Origin of the sequence: Erysipelothrix sp. HDW6A (assembly GCF_011400295.1) — a bacterium.
Classification (GTDB): domain Bacteria; phylum Bacillota_I; class Bacilli_A; order Erysipelotrichales; family Erysipelotrichaceae; genus Erysipelothrix.
The window spans coordinates 591,352-616,350 of sequence record NZ_CP049859.1 but is presented as its reverse complement, the minus strand read 5'-3'; the positions used below and the strand labels follow the sequence as shown (position 1 = coordinate 616,350).

General features: G+C 34.2%; 24 protein-coding genes and 1 pseudogene. 4 read left to right on the top strand and 21 right to left on the bottom strand.

Translation table 11 applies throughout. The annotated features are described in order from the left end of the window. Nucleotide 1: 1 nt before the first annotated feature. The 5 genes from G7059_RS03160 to G7059_RS03140 are packed head-to-tail and all read right to left on the bottom strand — an operon-like array spanning nucleotide 2 to nucleotide 3,422. Nucleotides 2–295 carry a PTS sugar transporter subunit IIB gene (locus G7059_RS03160; protein WP_166080651.1) on the bottom strand — a complete coding sequence of 98 codons (294 nt, stop codon included), beginning with the start codon at nucleotides 293–295 and terminating at the stop codon, nucleotides 2–4. 2 nt (nucleotides 296–297) lie between these two features. Continuing rightward, nucleotides 298–1,356 carry an alcohol dehydrogenase catalytic domain-containing protein gene (locus tag G7059_RS03155; protein WP_166080650.1) on the bottom strand — a complete coding sequence of 353 codons (1,059 nt, stop codon included), beginning with the start codon at nucleotides 1,354–1,356 and terminating at the stop codon, nucleotides 298–300. After that, nucleotides 1,353–1,997: a bifunctional 4-hydroxy-2-oxoglutarate aldolase/2-dehydro-3-deoxy-phosphogluconate aldolase gene (locus G7059_RS03150; RefSeq protein ID WP_166080649.1), complete on the bottom strand. Its 645-nt coding sequence runs from the start codon at nucleotides 1,995–1,997 to the stop codon at nucleotides 1,353–1,355. Before G7059_RS03150 ends, G7059_RS03155 begins: the two co-directional genes overlap by 4 nt. An 11-nt stretch (nucleotides 1,998–2,008) precedes the next feature. Further along, nucleotides 2,009–2,953, bottom strand: coding sequence for a phosphoglycerate dehydrogenase (locus G7059_RS03145; protein WP_166080648.1), 945 nt, complete (start codon nucleotides 2,951–2,953; stop codon nucleotides 2,009–2,011). Then, complete coding sequence (locus G7059_RS03140) at nucleotides 2,946–3,422, bottom strand: PTS sugar transporter subunit IIA (RefSeq protein WP_166080647.1); 477 nt, start codon at nucleotides 3,420–3,422, stop codon at nucleotides 2,946–2,948. The genes G7059_RS03145 and G7059_RS03140 overlap by 8 nt, the downstream gene beginning before the upstream one ends. 156 nt (nucleotides 3,423–3,578) lie before the next feature. Between G7059_RS03140 and G7059_RS03135 the strand changes: the two genes are divergently transcribed. Next, a complete protein-coding gene (locus G7059_RS03135) occupies nucleotides 3,579–5,663 on the top strand; it encodes a BglG family transcription antiterminator (RefSeq protein WP_166080646.1) in 2,085 nt (694 codons plus the stop codon). A 52-nt stretch (nucleotides 5,664–5,715) separates the two neighbouring features. On the opposite strand, the gene G7059_RS03130 is transcribed toward G7059_RS03135, so the two are convergent. The 4 genes from G7059_RS03130 to G7059_RS03115 form a co-directional block, all read right to left on the bottom strand. Then, nucleotides 5,716–6,954 (bottom strand): ABC transporter permease, encoded by a 1,239-nt coding sequence (locus G7059_RS03130; protein WP_166080645.1) that lies wholly within the window; start codon nucleotides 6,952–6,954, stop codon nucleotides 5,716–5,718. Further along, on the bottom strand, nucleotides 6,951–7,856 hold the full coding sequence (locus tag G7059_RS03125; RefSeq protein ID WP_166080644.1) for an ABC transporter ATP-binding protein: 906 nt from the start codon (nucleotides 7,854–7,856) through the stop codon (nucleotides 6,951–6,953). The genes G7059_RS03130 and G7059_RS03125 overlap by 4 nt, the downstream gene beginning before the upstream one ends. A 285-nt stretch (nucleotides 7,857–8,141) precedes the next feature. Beyond that, nucleotides 8,142–8,603 carry a GAF domain-containing protein gene (locus tag G7059_RS03120; protein WP_166080643.1) on the bottom strand — a complete coding sequence of 154 codons (462 nt, stop codon included), beginning with the start codon at nucleotides 8,601–8,603 and terminating at the stop codon, nucleotides 8,142–8,144. Nucleotides 8,604–8,770: 167 nt separating this feature from the next. Continuing rightward, nucleotides 8,771–9,781: a pirin family protein gene (locus tag G7059_RS03115; protein ID WP_166080642.1), complete on the bottom strand. Its 1,011-nt coding sequence runs from the start codon at nucleotides 9,779–9,781 to the stop codon at nucleotides 8,771–8,773. Nucleotides 9,782–9,978: 197 nt separating this feature from the next. Between G7059_RS03115 and G7059_RS03110 the strand changes: the two genes are divergently transcribed. Beyond that, nucleotides 9,979–10,602, top strand: a complete 624-nt coding sequence (locus G7059_RS03110) for a GyrI-like domain-containing protein (RefSeq protein WP_166080641.1) — start codon at nucleotides 9,979–9,981, stop codon at nucleotides 10,600–10,602. A gap of 77 nt (nucleotides 10,603–10,679) precedes the next feature. Here G7059_RS03110 and G7059_RS03105 read toward each other — a convergent pair whose 3' ends face one another. The 11 genes and pseudogenes from G7059_RS03105 to G7059_RS10390 form a co-directional block, all read right to left on the bottom strand. Next, nucleotides 10,680–11,231 (bottom strand): hypothetical protein, encoded by a 552-nt coding sequence (locus G7059_RS03105; protein WP_166080640.1) that lies wholly within the window; start codon nucleotides 11,229–11,231, stop codon nucleotides 10,680–10,682. A 177-nt stretch (nucleotides 11,232–11,408) separates the two neighbouring features. Further along, entirely contained in the window at nucleotides 11,409–12,107 is a 699-nt protein-coding gene (locus tag G7059_RS03100; protein WP_166080639.1) for a winged helix-turn-helix domain-containing protein, read from the bottom strand. After that, the gene (locus G7059_RS03095; protein WP_370519188.1) at nucleotides 12,092–13,888 is read right to left on the bottom strand and encodes a Cna B-type domain-containing protein; all 1,797 of its coding nucleotides are present in this window, start codon (nucleotides 13,886–13,888) and stop codon (nucleotides 12,092–12,094) included. The genes G7059_RS03100 and G7059_RS03095 overlap by 16 nt, the downstream gene beginning before the upstream one ends. A 645-nt stretch (nucleotides 13,889–14,533) precedes the next feature. Next, a pseudogene (locus G7059_RS10640) lies at nucleotides 14,534–14,593 on the bottom strand (hypothetical protein); the annotation flags it as partial. A 38-nt stretch (nucleotides 14,594–14,631) separates the two neighbouring features. Next, nucleotides 14,632–14,865: a hypothetical protein gene (locus tag G7059_RS03090; protein ID WP_166080637.1), complete on the bottom strand. Its 234-nt coding sequence runs from the start codon at nucleotides 14,863–14,865 to the stop codon at nucleotides 14,632–14,634. Between the two features lie 11 nt (nucleotides 14,866–14,876). Then, nucleotides 14,877–15,485 carry a signal peptidase I gene (locus G7059_RS03085; protein WP_166080636.1) on the bottom strand — a complete coding sequence of 203 codons (609 nt, stop codon included), beginning with the start codon at nucleotides 15,483–15,485 and terminating at the stop codon, nucleotides 14,877–14,879. Between the two features lie 32 nt (nucleotides 15,486–15,517). Next, the gene (locus G7059_RS03080) at nucleotides 15,518–17,629 is read right to left on the bottom strand and encodes a hypothetical protein (RefSeq protein WP_166080635.1); all 2,112 of its coding nucleotides are present in this window, start codon (nucleotides 17,627–17,629) and stop codon (nucleotides 15,518–15,520) included. A gap of 38 nt (nucleotides 17,630–17,667) precedes the next feature. Further along, nucleotides 17,668–18,921: a hypothetical protein gene (locus tag G7059_RS03075; protein ID WP_166080634.1), complete on the bottom strand. Its 1,254-nt coding sequence runs from the start codon at nucleotides 18,919–18,921 to the stop codon at nucleotides 17,668–17,670. Between the two features lie 291 nt (nucleotides 18,922–19,212). Further along, nucleotides 19,213–19,839: a hypothetical protein gene (locus G7059_RS03070; RefSeq protein ID WP_166080633.1), complete on the bottom strand. Its 627-nt coding sequence runs from the start codon at nucleotides 19,837–19,839 to the stop codon at nucleotides 19,213–19,215. Nucleotides 19,840–20,032: 193 nt separating this feature from the next. Beyond that, entirely contained in the window at nucleotides 20,033–20,212 is a 180-nt protein-coding gene (locus tag G7059_RS03065) for a hypothetical protein (protein ID WP_166080632.1), read from the bottom strand. A gap of 98 nt (nucleotides 20,213–20,310) precedes the next feature. Further along, complete coding sequence (locus G7059_RS10390) at nucleotides 20,311–20,547, bottom strand: hypothetical protein (RefSeq protein ID WP_205700233.1); 237 nt, start codon at nucleotides 20,545–20,547, stop codon at nucleotides 20,311–20,313. Nucleotides 20,548–21,037: 490 nt separating this feature from the next. Here G7059_RS10390 and G7059_RS03060 point away from each other — a divergent pair, with 490 nt between their 5' ends. After that, entirely contained in the window at nucleotides 21,038–21,973 is a 936-nt protein-coding gene (locus G7059_RS03060; protein WP_166080631.1) for an NAD(P)/FAD-dependent oxidoreductase, read from the top strand. A 21-nt stretch (nucleotides 21,974–21,994) separates the two neighbouring features. Next, nucleotides 21,995–22,951 carry a TDT family transporter gene (locus tag G7059_RS03055; RefSeq protein ID WP_166080630.1) on the top strand — a complete coding sequence of 319 codons (957 nt, stop codon included), beginning with the start codon at nucleotides 21,995–21,997 and terminating at the stop codon, nucleotides 22,949–22,951. Nucleotides 22,952–23,164: 213 nt separating this feature from the next. Here G7059_RS03055 and G7059_RS03050 read toward each other — a convergent pair whose 3' ends face one another. Next, nucleotides 23,165–24,919, bottom strand: coding sequence for a MucBP domain-containing protein (locus tag G7059_RS03050; RefSeq protein WP_166080628.1), 1,755 nt, complete (start codon nucleotides 24,917–24,919; stop codon nucleotides 23,165–23,167). Between the last annotated feature and the right edge of the window lie 80 nt (nucleotides 24,920–24,999).

The following is a 24,999-nucleotide window of genomic DNA, read 5'->3' as shown; positions in this document are numbered from 1 at the left end:
ACTAATTTTCCTCGCTTAAATAATTATAGATCTGCTCTAATGTATGAGTTTCATTAATTCCTGTTAAGAGATTGATACCAGGAACAACTGGAATGTCTCCTACATTTTGAACACTTCCATTAACAGGAACAATTACATCTACATCTCCCTTTAGTCCATCCAACTCACCAAATGAAATAGTTTGAACATCGACATTAATGTTTCGTTCCTCACAATAATTTCTAATTTTATTTGCACAAATTACAGAAGTCGCAACTCCTGAGCCACATATTGTCAACACTCTTTTCTTTCTCATTACTAATCCTCCCTATTTCCTATATCTAATACGACCTTTAATGCTTCTCCAGATGTCATCAAATCAAATCCTTCGTTAATTTTCTCTAAAGGAAGATGATGAGTTATTAAATTAGTAGCATCGATTTTCCCTTGGAATAACAGTTGTGCTGCTTTTTGATACTGTGAAGGAGTTGACCCATATGCTCCCATTACATTAATTTGTCTATAATGAATTAAGTTTCCGTCTAACCCTAAATTAGGATTGGCTTTTGGAAAACCTGCAAATAGCATCACTCTACCAAATTTAGCAGCGACTTTGACTGCCTGTTGTGCTGATATTGGTGAAGTATTAGCAACCACAACCACAGAAGCTCCCTTTCCTTTGGTAATTTCCATAATCTCTTCAATTAACTTTTCTTCGCTCTCAATATACACATATTCATCTGCAACCCCACGCTTAGCTACGAGTTTGAGTTTTTCTTGAGAAATATCTGCTAGAACCACTCTATTTGCTCCACGATTTCTAGCAAGCATACAATGGAACATTCCTATTGGGCCAGCACCCAACACTACAACATCATCGCCCACCGTCGTTTCAAGAAGTTCGTGTGCATTAAGAACCGCAACAAATGGCTCACTTAATGTTGCAACTGCAGGATCTACATCATCTGGGACTTTGATAATTGTTCCGCGCTCAATCACCTCTATAGGAACATTTACATACTCAGCAAAAGCGCCCGGCATGGCAATCCCTAACACTCTACGATTTTCACACATATTGTGGTCACCCTCAGAGCAGTATTCACACTTACCACATGATATTGCAGGATGAATTGTAACAACGTCTCCGACTTTAAATGTATTTGTTTTGTCCTTGATTGAGTCAATAACACCTACATACTCGTGACCAATTATATATGGCAAGGTCACTTTTGGATGACCATGATGATAGGTACGAAGGTCAGAACCACAAAGTGAAGCACTTAGTACTTTAATTCTAATTTGATCTTCCCTAATTTCCGGTCTATCAACTTCTTGAATTTCAAATTTACTTTTACCAACTAAAACGGCTGCTTTCATTTTATTGCTCCTCTCGCTGCTTCAACAAATGCCTTCGCTCTGTTTTTAATTTCTTCGAAATTACCTTGACTTACTAACTCGGCATTAACAAGGTCTCCACCGATTCCAACACTTGAAGCACCTTTATTTAAAAACTCATTGATATTACTAGTGTTTACGCCTCCAACTGCCATCATATCAATTTGATTTAAAGGACCTTTTAATTGCTTAATATAGTCAGCTCCAAGAACACCTGCCGGGAACACTTTTACAACATGAGCTCCATTTTCCCATGCATGCATTGCTTCAGTAGGAGTAGCTACCCCAGGAACTGCCAAAACGTTATATCGTTTGCACATCTTAATAACCTCGACATTTAAGTTTGGTGAAAGAACAAATTTAGCTCCTGACAAAATCGCAATTCTAGCAGTTTCTTCATCAAGAACTGTTCCTGCACCAACGATGAAATCATCAGGATAAAACTCGCAAAGAGTTTCAATCATTTCTGAAGCACCTTCAGTATTGAATGTCACTTCAATCACCTTAATTCCGCCCTCAATCAATGCTTCTGCAAGAGGCTTTATCTCTGTTTTGGGAACTCCCCTAACTATCGCACAAACTTTATGCTCATTTATTTGATGTAATACTTCGTAGTCTTTCATTTTTTCTCCTTTTAAATGCACCTATATGGTATTTTTTCTTCATTAATATATGCTTTGATGTTATTAGCAACAGTCATTCCCATTCTCAAATTCGCCTCATAGGTTGCTCCACCTATATGAGGAGTTGAAATTATTTGGTTTTTTTGAAATGATAAATCAAATTCAGGTGGTTCGACTGGATATACATCACGAGCATATCCGCCAATTTTTCCAGTATTTAATGCTTCAATGACACTTTGTTCATCAACAAGTTGAGCACGTGCTGTATTGACTAACAATGCGCTATCTTTCATCATTTCTACTTCTTCACTACCAATAATTGGTTTGGTCCCTTTTACATACGGGACATGTAGTGAGATGACATCTGACTCTGAAATTAACTTGTTAAGATCTACAAAATTCACATTCTCAATTTGAGAAGGATACAAGTCATAGGCAATTACTTTCATGTTTAATCCGAGTGCCATACTGGCAAGTGCCTTGCCGATACTTCCCATTCCTACAATACCGATTGTTTTCTCATTTATACTAGTACCCATACTTTTTTTCCATGTTTGATGCTTCATGTTATTAATATCTAGATATAAGTTTCGATACATTGTAACTATGTATCCAATAACCAATTCTGCAACTTCCAAATGGTTAGTGAACGGTGCGTTAGTAACGATAACATTATTTTCCTCAGCTGCTTTGAGATCAATCTTATCCAAACCAATACCGTGCATACATATCATTTTTAGACTTTTGTTTGACTCAATAACTTTCTTTGTAATATAGTCATTTCCAACAATAAGTACATCAACACCATTAGATACTTCTATCAATTCCTCTTCAGTATAAGGACGGCCTTTAGAGTTTAATGTAACATCGCAGCCAAGTTCTTCAAGAACACGAATGGGTTCTTGCGTATATTTTCCAAATGTTACGGTCGTTGAAAGAATTTTTAGACTATTCATTGTTATCACCTCTTATCGAATTCATAAACATAAGTAATTCTTCTTCATCTTTTGCGTTGATGAGATTCCCAACAAAATTTTCCTTCATACAAGCTTTTACTAACATTTGTAATAGTTCAATTTGTGATTCATCATGTTTTTGAAATCCTAAAACAAAGATTATTTGAACTGGAAGAACATTTGATTCTGTCGCCATCTCCCGGAATTCAATTGGTTTTAATAACCTTACTACCGAAATAAAGGACTGCTTTATGTGCTTTGAATCACAATGAGGAATCGCTACATTCCCTCCAACCGCAGGAAGACCAGTTGGGAAAATTTTCTCCCGTTCAACAATTGCATGATAAAATGAATCTTCAACATGTCCTAGTCGTAACATTTCTTCCGTAATCCATTTAAAGAACTCTTCTTGAACCTCAAATGTTTTATCCAAGAATATATGTTCTATTTTAAAATTAATATTTTCCATTGATTCACCTCTTTACAACACAATTATATCGGCAATAGTTATCGTAAAATTATGGTTGAACACAATAAATTGGACAACCCGCAAACAACACAAAAAAAAGTATTCTAATCTACTTTAAAAAATCAATGTTATAATACAATGAATGAGGGGCTGTTCATGGATAACTTAGAAACAAAAATACTACAAACTATCTTGAATGAAAATAATGTTGATACTGACACTATATTGAGTGTTTTTGACATCAGCAAGCGACAGTTAAACTATCGTCTAAATAATATTAACACTTATTTAAAGAATCAAAATATGCCTGGAATTGTTCGCAATAAGAGAGGTTTTTTTGAAATTCATCCGGAATTACACATAAATATTTCCAAGAGACACGCCCCATTAGCCACTATTCAAATGGCTCTTAGTGATGAAGAACAAAGGTTGTATCGTTTATTCCTTCATATCGTATGCAATTTCGATTATTTATCCGCAGACGACCTCGCTTTTCATCTAAATATAAGTAAAAATTCTGTATTATTAGATATTAAACAACTTCGATTAATCCTTGAGAACAAAGATTTAAGTCTAGAATATAATAGAAAGTCTGGATACGTAATCAATGGAAGTGAATTCATAATTAGAGAAGAAATTTTTAATGTTATTGATTCTAATATTCATTCTGAAAGTAAGTACTCTGAGATATGCGCTATTACAAGGACTAGTGAAGCTGAAACATTCCGCGCTTTCTCCTTACTTACTAATGTCGAAAAAACTTGTGGTTACCGTTTCGCTGACGAAAAACTAAAACTATTAAGCCTATTTATTCCAATAATGTTAAATAGAATTGATAATAGTTTCACACTAAATTCTCTACCCTATAATTATGAATACATTAGTAATACTATTGAATATGATTCTCTTATCGATGAGTTCAATTTGTCATCATATACTAATGAAGATATAGAATATATTGTTTCTAAAATTCTAATATCAAATAAAATAATGTATGATACATCAATAAAAGACATTCGAAAAGAAACCATGAGAAACGATATCCTAGAAGTAATTTATAACTTTCAACATGTATTAGCTATTGTAGTTAGTGATGATTCTTTAGAAGAGTTTATTGAATCCATTTATCTTCATTGGATTCCTGCCATGAATCGAATAAATTTAGGAACTCACGTTAAGAATGTACTTCATGATTCTGTAATTGAAAATTATCGCTATATCTATGCAAATACCCGAAGCATTATTCAACCCTTCGTTAAATATTTAAACAATCCGATTCCTGATGAAGAAATCTCTTTATTTACTATAATATTTGGAGGTTGGTTAAAGCGTTTTTCAAACTCTACCGCGACCAAAAAACCTCGTGCATTTGTTGTATGTCAAAGCGGATTGTCAATTTCATACCTTGTCTATAATCATTTAGTGAAGCTATTTCCTGAGTTTGAGTTTATTGATCATGTCTCTCTTAGGGAGTTTCAAAACACGAAAATCATGTATGACATTGTTTTCGCAACAACCGAAGTTAGTTCTGATGCACATGTCTACTATATATCGTCAATATTTAGCGAACAGTATCAAATAAATTTACGAAGAATTGTTATGTGGGATTTTTTCAAAATTGAAGAACACTCTGTGAAAGTAAATCAAGTTATCGATGTCATAGAAATATATGTCTCAAAGAACGATATCGCCATAATAGAACGTGAACTTACGGAATTATTCTATCCGAATGTTACTATCCGCGAAAATGCCAAGCTGAAAAATAAGAATATCTATGACTTTATGCACGCTCATCACATTCGAGTAATGAATGAAAATACAGAAAAAGACTGGAAAAAAATTATTCACATTGCGTCTGAACAGTTGCTTGTTGATGAAGTAATCGACACCAACTACATTCATAAAATGATTCAAATTATCGACCAAAGGCAACCATTTATTCAGATAGCAAAAGACACCATTATAGCGCATGCTTCAATTCATGATGGTGTCTATAATGTTGGCTTTTCAATTCTAGTACTTCCTGAAGAAATTACCTTTGCTAACTATGTTAATGCTCGTATCATAATTGTACTAGCTTCACCTAACCGCGATGACCATCTAGTAGCACTTAATCAGCTTTATAAATATATAATTTCAGACAACAACCGTGAATGGTTATTACAAGAACCAGCGCCAGTCATGATTTATCAAGACATAAAAAATAAAACTGATAAGAAAGAAGTAAGAATTACTATATAATGACATAAGAAAAAACCGGTGTTTCGTTGTGATACGAAATACCGGTTCTTTCTTATTTACTATTCTTTTTCTCTGCAATTAAATTCTTAACAACATCACGTAACTTCATACGGTTACCATAGTTCAAGGAACCATTTCTATAGATATAGATTGATAACGCTGCAATCACTACAGTAACACCTACCATCAATGCAATTGAAACAATAATCTCAAATGCAGGTACTGATGTCATCATATAACGAATAGGAGTTGTAAAGAGTGATACAAATGGAATGTATGAACTTACTTTCATGATTGTAGAATCTGGCATGTTCATACCAAATGATGCTATAAAGTAAGCAATCATAAAGATCCATGTAATAGGAGTAATAGCAGATGATACATCTTCTACTTTGGATACAAGTGACCCTAAAGCTGCAAACACAAAGAGATATAAGATATATCCTAGGATTGAGAAGATCGCATACATTACGAGTACATCCCAAGTAGTAGTTCCTTGAATCATTACAAGAACAAACTCTGGGAACGTCCCTTTATTAATAACGAATCCAAGTACGACACCTAAGATAATTGTCAAGATTTGACCAATACCCATAAGTCCTACCGCAAATACTTTACCTAAGATTAATACTTTTGGTTTTGTACTTGTGATGAGAAGTTCCATGGTACGACTATCTTTCTCACGTGCAACAGATGTTGCTACTGATTGTCCATAGAGTAAGATCAACATGTACATAACAAATAACATTGCAAAGCCAATAAACATTCCTTGACTTGCATCTTTACCAATTTTCTCCATCGTAGCATTCAGTTTGAAGTCTTCTGATTCAAAGACTTGCATTGGATCAATTCCTTTATCAGCTAGATTTTTAGCTTTAATTGCTTGACCCATAATTGCTTCATAGACTGCTTGGTCCGTATTAAACATTGAACCTCCACTTGTTACTACAGTGTAGTCTAAGAGTGATTTAACGATAAATCCTGATTCAATGTCATCATTCTCAACTGCTTTACGAACTGCATCAGCAGAATCAACAATCACAACACCTTCTACATTTGAGAACACACTAGCAATAAACTCTTTATCTGCTTCATTCTCAATATAGATTTGTGAAGAGTAGAATGATTGTTCTGGTTCGTACGCTTCACTATCTTCTCCACCACCAATAAAACGTGGTACAAAAGTAATTCCAAATGCAATTAACGCAATCACAAGAGTACTTATAATAATTGTTTTTTTCTTTAATAGTTCTGTAAATTCAAACTTAAAGACTGTCATTAGATTTTTCATTCTTGTTCACCTACAGTTTCTATAAAGATATCGTGAAGACTTGGTTCATAACTTGATAATAAACCAATCACAACACCTTCACCCATTAGAACTTTTAAGAGTTCTGTTTGAGTCATAGTTTCAGGCAAGCTAAGAATTAGTGATTTCTTATCTCTCTCTACTACGATTTCTTTTGATTCAAGAAGTACTTGAAGTGCTTCATTTGAAAGATTGTCGCTCTTTAGACGAATTTTATTACCACCTTTTTCACGCTTAATCTCTTCTAAAGAACCAGAAAGTACAATCTCCCCCTTCTTGATAATCGCAATATCATCACAGAATGCTTCTACATAGGTCATTTGGTGACTTGAGAAGATGATAATCTTACTATCCGAGATGTATTCTGATAATGCATCTTGGAAGATTTGTGAGTTAACAGGGTCAAGTCCACTGAATGGCTCATCAAGAATTAAGATATCAGGTTCATTTAAGAATGCTTGTGTAATTTGAACTTTTTGTTGATTCCCTTTTGATAAGGTTTCAAGCTTACGATCCAAATACTCTGAGATTTGGAAACGCTCTGCCCAGTTTTCAACTGATTCTATCGCTTCTTTACGTGTAGCTCCTCTTAGCATTGCGAAGTACACTAATTGATCACGAATCAATGTCTTTGAATACATACCACGCTCTTCTGGTAGATATCCAATCTTATAATCTTCAACGTTAAATGGTTTTCCATCAACGGTTATTTGGCCTGAATTTGCTTCAAATACATCCATTAATATTCTTAATGATGTTGTTTTACCAGCACCATTACCCCCAAGGTATCCGAATATTTGACCACTTTTCACTTCGAAACTTACATCTTTTAGAACATGAAAATCATCGAAGTACTTATTTATTGCTTCAAATTTAATATTCATATACTTTCCCTTTCATAAAACTTAGATATATTATATCTGTTTTGAGATGAAATTATATGAAACTGCGTACCAAACGCAAATTAAACGAAACAAATGATGTCTTACACCAGTAATACAACGCTTAGTTTGTGAAAAATATGTGATTTATTACATAGTTTTATATATTTCTGTATTTCAATCGTTCGATGTAATAAGTAAAATACGTTTCTTATCGTAATTTCTTACTAGCAAAAAAAACACCTAGAAGTTATCAATTAGTTCTAGGTGCACTTCTTTATTTCTGCATTACCGTCCGATGGTCTTTACCTTCTGTAAGTAACTCAGTAAATCAACAATCACTTTCTCTAAGACTTCAGCTTCTTCTTGACTGAACCTTGCAAGACTAGGTGAGTCGATATCAAGAACTCCAAAAGGTTCATCATTCACGTACATAGGTATAACTAATTCACTACGTGATGCGCTGTCACAGGCAACATGACCTGGAAACTCATGGACATCATCCACAATCGTTGTTTTCTTTGATTCTAGAGCATGAGAACATACTCCTTTTCCAGGATAAAGATGGATGCATGCTGTTTTACCTTGGAATGGCCCTAAGACAAGATGATCATCTTTATAAAGATAGAAACCTACCCAATTAATGTCATCCATTGTTTCATTAATAAGCGCTGATAAATTTGATAGTATTGCGATTAAATCTGTCTCGCCATCCATTAATGAATAGGCTTGTTGTTGTAAATATTTCATATGAATACCCCTGTTGGTAATAACCTTACATGTTTATGGATCAGCAATATATCTTGTATATATTAATTCTCTAGATTATAGAGCATATCCATCATTATTATATTACATTTTCAGCAATTTATGACTCGTTAAATTTCAGATAACATTTCCAGGTAAAATACAATCCATTACTTAGGTGGCAATTCTTCTTTTGTACCATTATCGTATCGGGAGAATCTACCTCGTAATCTATCAATAGTTGGCGCATTATCATCCCATGGCCAGCCTCCAAATTGAGTGATTCTAAAATCTCGATACGCTTGCGAAATCTCTTCTTGTGTATTCATAACAAATGGACCATAAGCAACAACCGGCTCTCCAATTTCTCGTCCAACAAAAACCATAAACGTGCTATCAAGAGTAGCTTCAATAGTAGTATCACTATCTGAAGTATAGATCAGCAGTTGTTGTTCACCAATCTTATTACCTTCTGCCAAAATTTCTCCCTTCATTACATAAAGCTGAGTTTTTATATTATCTGGGAAATATGGCATTGTAAATTTCTTACCTTTTTCTATATTAACTTCCCAAATATTAACGTAATTATTAGGGTCAATTGCCCATGAATTATTATTGATCGGATGGGCTTCGGCTTGTTGATATTTCCCCATAATTACCTTAACAGTATTTTTTTGTGAGTTCTCATCTAAAGAGATTATAGGAATTGATTCTTTCCATATCATCTTATATATAGGCTCTACCATTTTATACTTTGCAGGGAGGTTTAGCCAAATTTGCACTATTTCGAAGGGATTGTCGTTTTTCATATCTAATAGTGGAAACATTTCAGCATGTTGCATTCCCCTACCTGAAGTCATCCACTGTACATCACCGTCACCATATCGACCAAAGTTTCCTAGCGAATCAAAATGGTCAATAAATCCAGTTCTAGCGTAAGTAATCGTTTCAAAACCACGATGAGGATGAGAAGGAAACCCAGGTAAATGACTTCCATGATACATGTTATAGCCTCTACCAGAGTCAAAATCTTGCCCTACTATCCAATTAGTAGGTGTTTCCGATGGACTCATATCCTCCTTGCCTTTAGGATAGTTGTCTTTATGATGACCAACAATAATAAACGGATCTACAACAGGTACACGCATCTTTGCAGGATACACTTTTCCAATAATTGCCATTCAAACGTCCTCTTTTCTTTTATACTATAAATATTAGCATAGATTAAAAAACACTGATATTGTTGTGACCACCAGGGTCTGTGGCCGTATAAAATATTACTTAGATTTGCAATGGAACTCATTCCACCACAAAAATATAGATTATTCGAAATACTCAATGATATAATTATCCTAGAAGCATTTCAGGAGGGGTCCCTATGAAACATGAATGGCGTAAGCACGAGAAATTAATCTATATACCAAAAGTAACAGCTGATGTTATTGAAATTTCAAAGATGAAATATATTACAATATCTGGAGTTGGTAATCCGAATCAGGAAGATTTTAAAGAACGAATCAAAACTTTATATACCTTAAGTTATGCAATCAGAATGATGCCAAAGAAGGGATTTACACCAGAAGGCTACTTTGAATATACTGTGTATCCACTTGAGGGTGATTGGTCTTCCAAACAAGATATTAACGACATTAATTCAGAAGGTTTAAATAAAGAAAAATTAATATACACTATTATGATTCGTCAACCTGATTTTGTAACTCAAGAATTGTTTAATAAGGCATGGGATATGTCTAGAGCAAAGATTAAACCAGATCATGCTGTATCTGTCAAATTTGTAGAAAAGGAAGCACATAGAGCTGTTCAATTACTTCACCGTGGAAGTTATGATTCTGAGCCAGAAAGTTTCTTAAAACTGAATGAATTCATAGAGAATAATGAACTAGAAAGAATGGATGCGGCTTGGCATCGTGAAATCTATTTACGAATGGATGAGAACGACCCTTCCAAGAACCAAACTACACTACGATACTCTATTAAGTAAAATATCAATATTCACATAAACAAAGCTCCCATTTTCAATAAATGAGAGCTTTTGCTATGTATAAACTGAAGATGAAATTATCCTAAAGGAATAACTTTCTTAATTTGTACAATTACAGATGTATCTTTATTCTTTTCTTTAATTTTTTCTTTTGCAATTAAATCATTAATTACTTTATCATGATCTTCTGCGTATTCAACGATAATTCTCATACCAACATAGCGTTCTGCTTTATTTTCAGCTGTAGGATCCGCTTTGAATACTGTGATTACTCCAATTTTTCTTTCAATTAAGTTCTGTTTTGTAGAACCATTTGTTCCAAATGATAAGAGTACGAATTTATTTTCGACATCAACCATACTTGGAATAATAACACCTACGTTTGGACTACCATCAGCATTAGTTGTTGAAACTGTTACTGCACCGAAAGCTGCAGGATTCTTCATGATTTCTAAAAACTCTTCAGAGTCTTCCTTAATGCTACTATCTTCATAGTAATAGGATGTAGATGCGCTTGATACACTATCCACACTTGCAGTCTTTGCAGGTTCTTCTTTTGGTTTTGATGAACATGCTGTTACTGATAATACAACGATAAGTAATGCTAAAATCTTGAATGTTTTCTTCATTTTTTGCCCCTCCATATTTTTTATCGCCATTTTATTATAGAGTAAGCACTTTCATGAGTCAATAGTTTGTGATATAACTAACGAATAATAATTTATAAGAATGTATTTTCTCATCGGTAAAAAATACACATAAATAATAATTATGGCAATTTCTGTTCTTGTTTGAAATTATTACTCTTATATATTATCTACATTCAAGTAATACCCTTCATTTCTAACTGTACGTATCACATCATATCCTAATCGATATCTTAGATTTCTTACATGAACGTCTATGACTCGAGCCTTACCAACTGGATAATGTTTGTTGTCCAATTTCTTAAGTGTTTCATACAGATCTTCACGCGAAACAATTTGACCCTCTGCTTCATAGAGTGCTTTCACAATGGTGTTCTCATTAGGTGTCAACAAGATTTCTTGATCGTTGTAGAAGCAACGATGGGTATGAAAGTTTACGTGGATAGAATCATTGATAGGCACGAATCCTTGATCTTTAAATTGAGCACTTTGTTTCTTACTACTATTCATTAGTGAGAATACCACAATCTCTTCACCTAATTGGATACTACTTTCTTCATGAATCCAATAGTCTATTCCCTCTTTAATCAAACGTATTAACTCTTCTTCATCCTTGTACACTCCAATAATTCTAGAGTGAGGACTTATAACTCGTATGATATCAATAAGCTCTACTTGTTGATCTATTCCATTACAGTTACCAAGAATACATAAAGCACAGTCATAATTTCTCAAGTTAGAAATAAAGTCTACTAACTTATAGGTTTCCTGTATTATTACATTTTCAAATCTATTACTATCTGTCAACGCATCTTGCAGCTTTCCTATGCAATTAGATACGATTATTGTTTTTGACATGTTCTATACACTCGCTTTCTTCTTTGTTTTTTAGATACTTCTAGTAATGCAACACCACTAATTATTGATATTTCACTATACAGAATTGTGAATGATCTAGCTATACCTGACTGAGGAAGATTATCTTTTCCTTTTTCCTTCTCTACAGTATCTGGCAATGTCGGTTTATCAACAATATCAGGTTTACTTGGATTATCTGGTTCCTTAGGTTCAACCGGTTCTATTGGATCTTCTGGCTTGTTAGGAATTTCTGGATTATCTGGTTCATCTGGTATAACTGGAACTTCTGGTTTAGGAATTTCTTCGACATCTGGCTCTGTATAAATATACTCATTAACAAACAATGCCTCTACATCATTATCTTCATAACCTTTTTTACTATAGGTGATGTTCTCAATCACAAACTCATTACCAACTCTACCTACCACTATTTTTAAGTACACATCTATCGTGTCGAAGGTGTAATCTTTAGAATCTCGATAAATGATTTCGTGAATTCTGTAAGTATACTCCCCTTCTTGCTCAAACATTAATTCCTTGAACGTTGTAATTCCTTCACCAACTATCGTTGTCCGATCCTGTACAAGACTTGTAATCTTGTTCGTTCCTGTCAAGACAAATTCAAAGATGTTTGGATTCACAACATGCTGACCATTTGTAATATCTTTTCTAACGTGTGGAGCGTATACAACTGGTTTAAGGTAAGTATTCTTTATGTTGGTTCCTTCATAACTCACTTCAAAATGTCTAATTTCTTTTTCATTAATCGAATATTTATATGGTTCTCCCATTAAGTTAAACTTAGGAACAGTAAATGAATACAGCCATTTCCCCTCACCGTCTTTGCTTACTTCTATCGTATCAACTACGATGTCGTCATCTCTTATCAATGATACTTCTATCGACTCAGGAATTAGGTCTAATGCTTCTTCAATTACGTCCCAAGTCTTCTCTCCTTCGATATCAATACGAACAAGGTTAGGATGAAAGATATTCTTTACATAGATATCTATTTCCTCTTCTAGATCTACAACATTTTGATTCGTTGTCATAAGAGTCTCATAACCATCTTTCGTGTAGTCTTTCTCTATGAGGTAATAGAGGCTACCACGTTCTACATCTATGGACCAAGACTCTCCATTCTTTAATGAGAACTCATGTACATCCCCATCAATAATCATGTAGAAATCAAAGGACTTATCTGTTTCAATTCTTTCAACTTCTTTATAAACCGTGATCGTTGCATCCTTTGGCTTAAGCAGGTTGTGATTCATAAATTCTAACTCTGTATTTTCTGATGCTATGTTTCCTTGAACCATAATGAGTTCAGATTCATAATTATCAAGTTCCAACTCTCTTACGAGATACTCTGTTCCATAAGGAATATTTTTAAATATAATTTCTTGATTTGCTAGCAGTTCAATGAATTCACCCTCGTTATATTCAAGAATGTCTCCACCATCAATTTGATACTTCAAAGGTTCTAGTGTTGAGAATAGGATTTCAAAAGAAAATGGGATTCTCTCATCTTCGCCTCTTAGTAACTTTCTTATAATTAGATTTCCGTTTCCGTCACTCACAGGGTCATAAATGTTCCTAACACTATGCTCTATCAAGCTACTATTAACAACAATCTTCCCTGTTATGACACTTTTATCAGAGTAGTAAAACTCATCACTGTAGTCTTTCTCTTTCAGTGAATAAACAAACCCCTTTGGAAGACCACTGATAAGTATTGTTTCTAAATGTTTTAGAAGAAACGTATCGCCTGAGTGTATCATAAACGGTTCTTCTTCACCTATTTGAGCAAGATAAGCTTCGCTACTATTAAACTCTAGTGTAAACTCAAAGTTCTTTTGCGTTTGATCTGGTCTAAGTTCTGTCTTATCTTCATTCTCAACTGTTTTAGTAAACTTCAAACTACTCTCAATTGGTATCTTTGTTTTGTTTTTATACTCAACATTACGTGTCGCTAGGAGTATTCCTCTTGAGTGAATTGATTCAATATTGTAACTAAACGAATTGATTTCTCTAACTGCATACCTAGTTGCATATTCTAATTCTTTAAATACAGCTTGTTGTCCTGACTTTAGAAGAATAACACCACCATTATGTATTGTTCGTACTGGACCTTTATCAATCTGGTAGGTATACACTTGATCATCGATATAATTAGGGTTATCAATTCTATCATCAAAGCACACTTCAAATGAAAAGAGTTCATCAACTTGTGTATCACTCAAAGCCGTGCCATCTCTATTTTCAACTGTCTTTGAAATCTTTAACTGTGCTTCAATAAGTATATTATCTACTTCCACATGTATGGGTACTTCTCGACTACTTTCCCGAGTAACTTCAAATGGGTAGACTGTGATATCTTGTTTATCCTCATCGATATCATATGTGAATCGAAAAGGTGGAATGACTTCTTTAAAGTAATACGAACCTATTCCAAGATTCGTAACCCAAATCTCACCTTTCATATTTGTTTTATACTGACGTGTATCATATCGTCTATCTGTATCTACTTCATATAGTTCAAAGACTCCCCTGGAAGAAACCCCTCAATCCGTGTTCCGTCTTCTTTCTTCCCTCTAAGAGTCAGTACAACATCACGATCTTCAGCATAACTTTTTAATCGATCAGTCTTATGTTGAAAAGAATCGTACCACGATGATATTGTGGTCAAAGCAATCACAGCAAAAAAACATACCAATACTGCATAAATATTTGCATTAAGGTATGTTTTCTTTTGCATAACAATTACTCCTACTCTTTCTTCTCTTCTTTCGTTTGTTTAAAATATTGCATTGCTAAGCGAATAAACAGTAAGATCAATACTCCAAGTATCACAACGGTCACGGCCCGTTCTTTGATATAAGTTAAATACACTCCTAGGCCTGGAATAATGAAGATTACCTTACCAATAACATTATTAGCACTGACTTTTTCTTTATCAGGTGCAGGGTTATCAACACCTTTGGTTTTGAATGATCGCTCACGCGTACTCACTTGCGTATCGATTTCAATAATTCTATGGGTGATGATTCTCCCTGCTGTAAGCTGCGAATCAGTTATTGGTTCAAAGAACGTAATATCATCCCCAATAACTAATTCATTCTTATCAATTTCTTTAACAATAATCAATGAACCACGAGGCATCACAGAATCCATGCTTCGAGTCTCTACATAGAACGTTGAATATCCAAGCAGAGATGCATAACGGTTACCACTCTGAACAGAGAACGCCACTACAACGATGAATAGTAAACCAAAGGTGTAATAGAATAGGTTGTACATCAGTGATAGTGCCTTATACGTTCTAGGTTTGGGTGTGGTATTTTGTTTATTTTTAGGATTTAAGGCATTAATAGTCATTATGTTCACCGTAATCTAGAAGGGAAGAAGACTTATTCACTGACGTTTATCCACATGCAAGGAATGATTGGATAGTATGTTGCACTTATAGATTGTTCGAGAATAATGTTTTTTTGAAACTTTAGCGTATCCTTATTAAAATAACTATAAATACCCAATCTTGTATTTGCTTGTATTCCCGGACTTCTGAGGCTAAAGCAAAAATTAAATGTTGGATATATGTATAACTTTCCAAATGAATCTCTATTCAACATTATCTTGTAATAGTTTATGTCTGAAATAGATAACGAGAATGAGGTTTTCATTCCTTCTCCTTCATTAATACTTGTTGGTTTATCTTTTCTATTAGTACTATCTTCTAAAGTATCCAATCTCTCTTCTTGTTCAATTTTCACTGGCAATACCGCTAAGTTATCAACATTATCACTAATGTATTGATTATAGAACCCTTCATCTATCGCTTTAAGTTTTGAATTTAAGTATCCTCCCGGAAAATAACTTTGAGAAGAACTGTGGAATTTATTTGCACTTATTTCGTTGTGAACTGCATCACTAGATAAACCCATACTAATTATTTCAGTATCAGTTAATTGCCTATCCAGAGCTATCAATGCATGTCCTTGCCCATCTTCATGTAAAACAACCCAATCTTGACCCGCAAAGTTTCTAATCTTTCCATCCGGATCGATTGACGGTCCATTTTTCGCAAGTTTTAATCCATAGAATGAAATATTAAGTGCTTTAGTTGCTTCTTTAACACTGTTCTCACTTGACTCTTGATTTTCAATTATCGGAATGGAGTTACTATATACTACATCATATTTTTGTTTAGTATCTGTAAGTATAACAGAGAAGTCTTTAACCTCTATTGCTGAAAATAGATTTGTTTTACATTTCTCAAAATAAGCTTGCTCATTACTTATGTATTGATCGTATTCTCTTTGTAATTTATCCCTTACTACTAACAGCTGAGACTCTGTAGAGTCACGATGACTTACAATTTCTAGTGCATCCTCATAAATAGGAATTAAGTCATAATACGCTTGATAATTATCTATCTCAATGTCATCAAGCATTACCTGTATTTCATCTCTTAATAAATCAAGACTTGCGTTGTTCCTCGTTCCAAGTGCCGCAAATATTTCTTCAGGTGCATCTTCCCACAGGTACATCTGATCAAATGATACTGCGTCCATGTGAATGTGATTATAGTACTCTGCTTGTCCTTCGAGAAGTTTGGTTAACTCAACTGATTCTAATAAAGGAGCCGTCATTGATTCAACACTGATTCGGTTATTGTGGACTAATTTTTCTCCCCAATAAGCCCATCCTTCTTCACTATTCGTGTCTAGAATCCATTTTTGTACTGCCTCTGCACCTGATGCAATCCATTCATCATAGCTTATTACATCTTCTCCCAAATGGAGACGTATGTACTGAGGTATTGGATTACTTAAATCAGCATAGGAGAAGTACTCCTTGTCACTCCATGTATGAACCGTATACAAGTCCTCATTATTACTGATATCATGATGTCTTTCTTTGGCATCAAGCGATTGATTTTCTTGATTAATTACTACAGATACGCCGGGGTCAGTAAGTCTGTCCATAATTAAAAACTTACCGTACTCTCCATTGGCATCTAAGTATTGGGTGGAAATATAGAAGTAAGGAATATCATCATAATACCCTTGTAGTTCGATGATTCGTGCATCTTGAGGAACATTGTTTTCTTGCATCCACGATGTTAAAGAATCATACGTATCGTATTTAATGAAATTACCTTGTGTATCAACCATCAGACGTACATCACTATATACATACTCGTAATTTACAAACTCTAAGTATTCTTTTATCTGTAATCGAACATAGGCATCCTCATAAATGTATCGGTCTTTATCGTCTTCATCTTGACCATTTCGTACAAATACATAGTTATCAATAACTTCATTTAACTTCCAATGTTTTGCATTCATTGGATTGAAGTCATCAATTAACACAACATTATCTCTAGAGAACGTCGTCTGTATTCGATTTGTTTTATGTTGTGCCATATCTCTAACTGCAAATGTAGCGGTGACTAAAAGAGACATACACACAAGAATAAGTGCATACCCTGTTTTCTTTTTACTATCTTTAAACATTCGAGTTCTCCTTTCTATTCAGTTGGTAAATCATAGGTCTAAGGTTGTGGTTCAGCCTCAGGTAAGAGAACTAAGTTTATGATTGCTGAATTAAGATTGGAGTAAGCAAGCTCGAACTCTAACTGTGTAGCTTCTGCATTTTCTAGTAGTTCTTTAGATCCATTTAAGATACTTGTTAGGTGATCCACTGATTCAGTAGTATAACCTGTTAAGTCTTTTTGCTCTGTCTTTGTAACTAAGTCTCGAAGACGTGGCTTCCAATCCTTAAGTGCTGAAATAATTTCTACTGGAGCATCTGTCCACAAACCAATGTCTTGTACTCCAACAGCATCAAGGTTTGCATGAATAAAGTAGTCTGCAATACCGTCAGGTTGTTTTAAGAGTGTAATAGATTTAAAGAAGCTTGTAGTTACCGAGTCAATATCAGTAACGGTGTTGTTATGAACAAGACGCTCTCCCCAATAAACCCAACCTTCTTCACTACTTGTATCTAAGATCCATTTCTTAGTTGCTTCTGCACCAGATTGAATCCAGCTTTCTAAAGTAATAATGTCATCACCAAGATTCCATTTAATGTATTCAGAGAATGGACTGTTTTCATCTGCGTGTGCAAGTTGGAAATTTGTCTCACTCCATTTATGAACAAAGTACTCATCTTCTTTGTTTGTTTCTGCATGATGGTTGGTCTCTGCATCTGCACTTTGATTTGATTGTCCTGGAACTAATGAGACACTTTCTGTAGTTTCTACATCAACTACCAAGAATTTTCCGTATTCCCCATTGACATCACCATATTTTGTAGCGATATAGTAATACTCAACATCATCATAGAAACCTTTGACTAGCTCTACTCGTGTATCATCATCAATACCGTTAGCAGACATCCAATCTGTAACTGCTTCTTGTGTTAATTCTTTAATGAAGTTTCCATCAAGATCAACCATGTAACGCTTGTCACTATAAATATAATTTATCTTGTTTATCGCAAAGTATTCTTTTAACTGAATTCGGATGTATGCATCTTCAAATGCATAGGTTGCTCTGTCGTCGCCATCCTGACCATTACGAACACTTAGTTTCTTTTCAATTGATTCATCTTTAAACCAGTGTTTCGCTTCATTTGGATTAAACTCTTCGACAAGTACTACGTTGTAACGCACATCAGTAGTATTAAATCGATTCGTTTTGTGTTGGGAAATATCGTTCCATGTGAATGTTGCAGTAATTATTAACGCACACACTAAAACAACCATCCCAAAGCCTATCTGCTTTCTGTGATTCTCTCCACCCATTTTTCTTCTTCCTTTCCTAAAAATTAATGGAATAATCACCCCTGTCTCTTTAAAGTAGACTAAAGGGGGATTTCACCACAGATTCTATAAGACCCTTACTTTATGTTTGGTATCATAATGAGTCAACGGCATTCCTTCAGACTTTTTGTAATACATAAATGCCCAAAAGGTAATATAAAAGAAGAAGAGTGTTAATCTTCTTCTTACTTAGTTCTCATTCTTTATTTTTCAAGATTAAGAGTTCAATTAAACTGGCTGTGTTACATCTGCAATATCTTACGATTACTCATTTTATGCATCCATTTTTTTAGTTCTCAATATTCCAAGCATTTTTAACTCTTCCGCGTCTTGACGTTCCATTATTTCGAGTTTTACATTTGCGTAATCTGCATCCCGTAATTTCCTGTAGTAGTCGTTTCTCTTCGAATCTCTAATAAGGAATTGAAATAGTTCGGGTTCTAAGAAATCATCTTCGAAGCTAAGATACTCTTCGGGTTGAAGCACGTCTTTTTCTTCAAACATTTCTACATCTTCATCAAGGCTCTCAAAATACAACCTTAGATGATGCATTCTTCGACGTCTTGCTTCTGCAGTATCTCCTGATTTTATCTCCTTATTGTTTTCATCTATCTTTTCTTCTTTTGTTTCATTTGCGGCATAAAATTTTCTTCTGCACTCAGCATAATACTGCTCTGATTCTGAAACATCATATTCATTTCCATCCTCATCATATGAAACACCATCAAAAACTCGTAAGGTAGTTGGATCAACGTCTCCGTACCACTCATTATCATCATTGAATACTGAAATCGATTTGTTTACTTCGGCTTCTTCTTTTTTACTTTCTGAGAATACTTTTTTTAATAAAGATTTTAATCCTTTTAACATTTCTTTATCCACTACGCTAATGTCATTCATTAGCCCTTTCTTTGTGTTTTTTCCATTACTTTCTTCGTATCTTTTCAATATACGATACGTTTTAGATTTAATAAATCTATCAAGTGATTGAATACAAGGAGTTTAGTCACTTGTGAACAAACTTTCTTCATTTCATTTCCATTCTTTGACACACATTTCTTCATATATTCTTTCCTATTGATCACTTCTCTTTCTAACGCTCAATTTCTATCATCCAAGAGAGTTTATTAAGAAGTTTAGGAGGTTCCTCAATGGAACTTCTTGGATGATTAGAAATGATTCTAGAGAGTAAAAATTCATTTTTGTTATACTCTCTTATTAATAAATAAGCGACAATAATCAATAGTCCTAAGAATTTACTAAATTTTTTCATTTTTGCTATTTTCGTTGTTAATATCACTCTTTTCTATTTTCTTTTACTTATTACGTCTCATAACCTTGATAATGCTTTCCTATCAATCACTTCTCTTTCTAACGGTCAATTTCTATCATCCAAGAGAGTTTATTAAGAAGTTTAGGAGGTTCCTCAATGGAACTTCTTGGATGATTAGAAATGATTCTAGAGAGTAAAAATTCATTTTTGTTATACTCTCTTATTAATAAATAAGCGACAAAATTAAATAGTCCTAAGAATTTTCTTAAAATAATTAACTTTTTTCTCTGATTTATTTTTTCGGTACTGATATCGCACTTCTCCTCTCTATTCACTTCTGTGCGTAAATTTCTTTCATATCAAGACCTGTTTTGATGAATGTCGATTATTTAGACTGCACCCATCATAAATAAAGTAGTTAGGAATTATCTCTTTTCCTAAGCTCACAGTGAATATAATTGATTTATTTTTAATTCTGATGATTTTAGGGCGTAAAAACAAGAAAAACCAAGCTAAAGTTTGCTTGGTTGTGAAAAAATAATAATAATGTACAAAGTTTGAGCATTAAGCTTGTTGAAGAGATGTCTGTGTGGTAGTATTCAACTAGATGGTTGAACAAAGGTGTTCTTCCATGATTCTTGATTCGGTAAAGAGACATTAAGTTAATTCTAAGAACGTATGATACATATCTCAATCCTGTGTAGATAACATATCTCCCGTTGTGAACCTTGCGTGAGGCAAACTAAACGTTCCTTAAAATTCTCCTAAAACATACTTGATGTCTCCCCTATCGAACGAGAATATTTTAATGTAAGAGGTGCTATTATGACAAAAAATTATGACGTAATTATTATTGGTGGAGGTCCAGCTGGACTTTCAGCAGCAATCTATGCAGGTCGTGCTGGATTAAACACAATGGTCCTTGAATACCAAGCTCCAGGTGGAAAAATGGTTAAGACCGATGAAATCGCAAACTATCCTGGTATTAACGAAATAAACGGTGTTGATCTTTCTATGAAGATGTTTGAACATGCGACAGAATCAGGTGTTGAATATCAATACGGAGAAGTATCATCCATTAAGGATGAAGGTGAATACAAACGTGTTATTACTGCTGGGGAAGAATACTTAAGTAAAGTAGTAATCGTTGCATCAGGTACAAACGAAAAAACATTAGGTTTCAAAGAAGATGATGAGCTTCTAGGAAAGGGAATCTCATACTGTGCAGTATGTGATGGTTCTTTCTACCGAAATAAAGACGTTGTAGTTATTGGTGGTGGAAACTCTGCATTAGAAGAAGCTGTCTACCTAACTCAATTTGTAAATAAAGTTGATCTTGTTATTCGTCGTGATGTCTTTAGAGGAGATGTTATTGCACAAAAACAAGTATTAAGTAATCCAAAAATAAATATCATTCGCGAACATACACCAAGTTCATACATTATTAATGACGATGGAAGCTTTGGTGGTGTTAAGTTCCAACATTCACCGACAGGAGAGGATCTTGAAGTGAACTCTGATGGTCTCTTCCCATACATTGGTGCTATTCCTGCAACTGGCTTTTTAAAGGACCTAGATGGTGTCTTAGATGATGAAGGATATATCATTGTTGATGAAGACTTAGAGACTGCTATACCGGGTATCTTTGGCGCTGGTGATGTCATTCAGAAGAAACTAAGACAAGTTGTTACTGCTACAAATGATGGTGCTATTACTGCTCAAAATGCTTTTCAATATATTCAAGAACAAGCATTTAAATAAGATGATTTAAGGGAGAATACTATGAACACAATAAAAAATATCGCAAAGAAAACACCACTCGCTTTATCGGGATTACTTCTTGGAGTTAGCTCCATTGGTAATTTTATCCCAGAGGCAAGACCTTTCTTTGCACTCATTGCATCAATCATTATCGTATTGTTGATAAACAAGTTACTTTTTGACTCTAACAGCGTTATTTCTGACATTATGAATCCAGCTTTGACTGGTATTGCTGCAACCTTTCCAATGGCCCTATCAATCTTATCGATCTATATTCTCCCTTATAACGCTAACCTAGCGAAAGTGTTGTGGTTTAGTGGAATTGCATTAAGCTTAGTACTAATTGTGATTCACTTAAACATCCTTCGTAAGAAGCCAACACTCAAGCTAATCTTTCCAAGTACATTTATTGTGTATGTAGGAATTAGTGTTAATGCTTTCTTTGCAGGAATATACAATCAGGTAATTTTAGGTAAGGTACTCTTCTGGTTTGGCTTTATAGCTTTCTTGGTTATATTACCATTAGTGTTAATACGAATATATCGTGTACAGGGATTACCAGAACCTATGGTACCAACACTTGCTATTCTAGCTTCACCAGCAAGTGTGTTACTTAACGCATATCTTGCATTATACAAAGCTAATGCACAGGTAGGCATTGTATGGATACTCTTTGGATTTGCATTTGCTTTGTGGGCTTACGTAGTCTTTAAAATACCAGCACTGTTAAGAGTAAGCTTCAACCCAAGCTATGCTTCACTAACATTCCCTATGGTCGTAAGTGGAGTAGCTACAAAATCATTACAAAATTACTTATTAGCTCAAGGAACTACATTTGTATTCATTAAGTTCCTTGCATTGATTACATATAGCTTTGCATTATTCTTTGTATTATTTGTACTCGGTCTCTTTATACAACACTTTGTATTTAAGCCTTTGAATATCTGTGCTCGTAAAGAAGCAAGTGATAGCCTATAAAAAAACAACTGAAATAAGCAATGGTAACTTTATGTTACTAAACTTGTTTCAGTTTTTTTCTGGAGAAAAATAGCTAGATACTACAAAACTAAGATAACTAAAGTTTAGTGTCATTTCATACATAAAAGCAACTGCACCTATCGAGGCACAGTTGCTTTATTATTTTTACGGATATCAGAATATTCTAGCAGTTTAAGAAAGAAGACTTCTCAACTATTCTTCTTTTTTATGATTTCTAGATGTGTTCTTTTTCCTGAAACTATTAATACCCATTAATAAACCCCCAAGAGCTACAATCGTTAATCCTCTTTGATTATCGGATACTCCTGTTGTTGGAAGTTTAGGTGTTTCAGGTTCAGTTGGTACTGTAGGTTCTGTAGGTTGTTCTACAACTTCTATTTTTTTCCATTGGGCAACATAAGTAGCATCACCTGTGACAGTTTCTGCTACATTTGGCAACCAACCTTCAAAGGTATATCCCGATCGTGTTGGTGTTCCTTGGAATGATGGAGTTTGACTGTTTTCAACGATGTTTGAGTAAACTTGATCTTCAAAGATTACTTCGTTGTCAACACCATCAGTGTAGCGTACCGTGTATTTATTTACTACTGGAGTATTCTTAGTATATACGTATGACACTGTTTTTATGGTGTCTTCAAAAATACCTGTTGGTTCTCCAATGATTTCTTTTAAAGTATAACCTTCAATTTCTATTTTTTCTGTAATATACGAATCACCAATCGTTCCATCAAGTTCAATAGAATCAACGAGCTTATTACCCTCTTCATCAACATAATGAACATTGACACTTGATTGTGATGACTTCCAAATGATAGGTTGTTCAATTGTTCCATAATAGGCAACATTTACACCATTTACATTAAAGTATGAACGTGCAACATAACTTATTGAATCTGTGGAACTTGGATCAAGAATGTACTTTTTAGATGCACCAATTACATCTCCATCTATCATATTCGTAGAGTTTTCAACAATTGGAGAAAGATCACCATCTACATAGATAGCTGATGATTCTACAGTGACTTCTCCAGTCTCAAGATTCCCAATTACTGGTGTGGTAAGTTTGACTCTTTGACCACCATTCCAGTACGTACCTTCTTCTGGAAAGTATCCTGATGTATGGTCACTAAATCCAGCCGCATTGATCCAACTGCCCTTAAAACTATTAAGTGGCGAAAGATCGAGAATGTTATTATTATGAAGTATTAACTCACCATCTATGCTACCTTCAAATCCTTCAAGTCCACTCAGGTCAGAAATCAAGTTGTTTTGAAGTGAGATGTAGTAAAACTCATTCATTTCAGATATTGGTTCAATATTTTTAATTTTATTGAAATCAAGTCTAACAATATTTGCATCACGATAAACTCTCAAAGGTTCGATATTCGTAATCTCATTACCTTGCAAGTCAATGAATAATTTAGGAATTCTATCTTCTTGTGGTAATGTTGCGAGTACTTCATCAGTTATCTTAGTATTTACTAAATGAATCCCTTTAGTAAGTTTAGGGAAACGTGTACCACTTAACATTGATAAGTCAGTAACAACATTTGTTCCTTCATAGCTATATGTTGGAATATAGTTTGACAACATAAGTTGATCTAATTCAGGATAAGATTCTGCTTTCCTAAGAGGTTCAAGAGAACTGATGTCGTTGAACTGCAAATCAATGAATTTTAGATTTGTCATATGTTCAATACCAGTAATATCTTTAATTCTTTCGTTGTTTACAGGATAGTATCGAATTGACGTTACTTTCTCTTCTAAATCTTTTGCAGTGAAATCTGGACTCAAATTTGATCTATCCATAATATATTTATAGAAAACAGGATCAGGAATTAACTGTCGTCCTGTTTTTTCTTGGTTTTCAGCATTTATTGATAACGGGCTTACAAGGACAAATAGAGTAATCAGAATAGAAACAATCATTTTATAGAATTTTTTCATTTTATATTCCCTCCTTATAAATGCATATCATAACACCTTATTCACATCATAGACCGAAATCAATTATGTTAAATTCACAT